This window comes from Citrobacter sp. Cy070 (assembly GCF_030332245.1).
In the GTDB taxonomy this organism is placed as follows: domain Bacteria; phylum Pseudomonadota; class Gammaproteobacteria; order Enterobacterales; family Enterobacteriaceae; genus Citrobacter; species Citrobacter youngae.
Window position 1 is genome coordinate 1 of the sequence record NZ_JAOWIG010000027.1, and the last position, 1,629, is coordinate 1,629.

At 48.4% G+C, this 1,629-nt stretch carries 3 protein-coding genes; all 3 read right to left on the reverse strand.

Annotated features, from left to right (window positions below; all coding sequences use genetic code 11):
- Nucleotides 1–283 precede the first annotated feature (283 nt).
- The 3 genes from OGY19_RS02310 to OGY19_RS24545 all read right to left on the reverse strand — a co-directional run bounded on the left by OGY19_RS02310 (nt 284) and on the right by OGY19_RS24545 (nt 1,320).
- Nucleotides 284–565 carry a helix-turn-helix domain-containing protein gene (locus tag OGY19_RS02310; RefSeq protein WP_000780222.1) on the reverse strand — a complete coding sequence of 94 codons (282 nt, stop codon included), beginning with the start codon at nt 563–565 and terminating at the stop codon, nt 284–286.
- Nucleotides 546–875 (reverse strand): type II toxin-antitoxin system RelE/ParE family toxin, encoded by a 330-nt coding sequence (locus OGY19_RS02315; RefSeq protein ID WP_000493286.1) that lies wholly within the window; start codon nt 873–875, stop codon nt 546–548. The genes OGY19_RS02310 and OGY19_RS02315 overlap by 20 nt, the downstream gene beginning before the upstream one ends.
- A gap of 277 nt (nt 876–1,152) precedes the next feature.
- Nucleotides 1,153–1,320: a replication-associated protein RepA4 gene (locus OGY19_RS24545; RefSeq protein ID WP_487250435.1), complete on the reverse strand. Its 168-nt coding sequence runs from the start codon at nt 1,318–1,320 to the stop codon at nt 1,153–1,155.
- Nucleotides 1,321–1,629 lie beyond the last annotated feature (309 nt).

Here is a 1,629-nt window from a genome sequence, read left to right on the forward strand (position 1 = left end):
GCTCATGATGTCCCTCTGGGATGCGCTCCGGATGAATATGATGATCTCATATCAGGAACTTGTTCGCACCTTCCCTAAGTCACCGGCGGCTTGCCTGCCACACATTGAACATTACAGACCAATTAGCACTTTGTCACCGGGGAAAGATGTAAAGATTATGTATAAATAGATTGGCTTAGAAGTGACATTTCAACTTTGGAGAAACAGGTGACATTTTAAACTTGCTTTAACAAAATTTTGGGACTGACCGAAACAAAAAGGCCAGCCCCGGAGGGCTGGCTATTCAGTACAGGGCAATGACAGGTTTCTTGATGCCGCAGGCGTGAGCGTAGCGGGTCAGTGTGTCGATGCTGGCTTTGGTGATGTTGTTTTCCAGGCGAGAAATAACCGGAGGTGTAACCCCCATGCGTTCAGCAACCTGCGCTTTTGTCAGGTTGTCATGCTTGCGCCATTCAGCAAGCAGCTCCCTGAGCTTTTCCTTACGTTCTTCTTCCTGCCATGCAGCGCGATATTCATCGTCCTGCATCCACTCGTTATGCAGTTCTTTATGGCTTACCAGTTTCATTAAGTACCTCCGCTAACCGCTTTTTGGCGAGATCGATTTCTTTCGCTGGCGTTTTCTGTGACTTCTTGATGAAAACACGGAGCATGATGATGGTATTGCCTTTGTGGTATACCCAGATTCCCCTGGCTATGTCCGTCCCCATCGTGCGGATCTCAAAAAGTCCATCGCCCAGGGGCTTCGTGTCCGGCTCCCGCAGTAATCGGGCGTCATACTCCAGTTTGCCGATGAGACGGTCAAACTTCACCCTGATTTTTACGGGTAATGCTGTGGCTTCTTCCCTGGCTTCCGGGTGATAAACAACGCTAAACATGTGACCTCCCATTTCTATTAATATTAACCTATAGGCTAATTTCAGACAAGGTAGAATTAACCTATAAGCTAATTTTGTTGGCAGTTATCGTGGCTACCCGGTCACTACCCTGTTAGCGTGAGTTTTCGTTCCACTGAGGAACGGGGATTTATGCGCGTTAGCGCATGTAAGGCGGCAGGATGAAATGACAGGTAGCACCGAGGGTTAGCCGCCGATACCAGTGAGGGATCGAAAGGGATCGCCTATCCATCCCTTCACCCTGCAAAGCCATATTCCGCTAAAAGCGGCTCAGAGGCTTTTGTGCGCGGTCGGAGTGGTCACAACAAGGCGAAGCCGCAGTTGGGGCGTATCTCCGCGTTAGCGGGTCGTAAGAGCCGCTTACGAGCGTGTAGGGGTCAGTTTGGATATAGAGAATTATTGTACGGTAAGCCTGTTTTTTGAACAGACTTACCTATAGCAATAGGGTGTACTCCCGCGCTATACGGCATTTTCAGAGGTTTGACCTTAATCGGATAACCTAAATGCGATACTGCAAGAGCGACAACTTAAAAGCGATAGCCACTGACGCAAAATCAACCACTTACGAACCAAGATTGGTTAAATAATGCGCTTAACGTACAAAAATTGGCACTGTTGCAAATAGTCGGTGGTGATAAACTTATCATCCCCTTTTACTGATGGAGCTGCACATGAACCCATTCAAAGGCCGGCATTTTCAGCGTGACATCATTCTGTGGGCCGTACGCTGGTACTG

What these genes read in the sequence shown, in the direction of transcription:
- OGY19_RS02310 (WP_000780222.1), bottom strand. Translation starts at nt 565, where the DNA reads ATGAAACTGGTAAGCCATAAAGAACTGCATAACGAGTGGATGCAGGAC.
- OGY19_RS02315 (WP_000493286.1), bottom strand. Translation starts at nt 875, where the DNA reads ATGTTTAGCGTTGTTTATCACCCGGAAGCCAGGGAAGAAGCCACAGCA.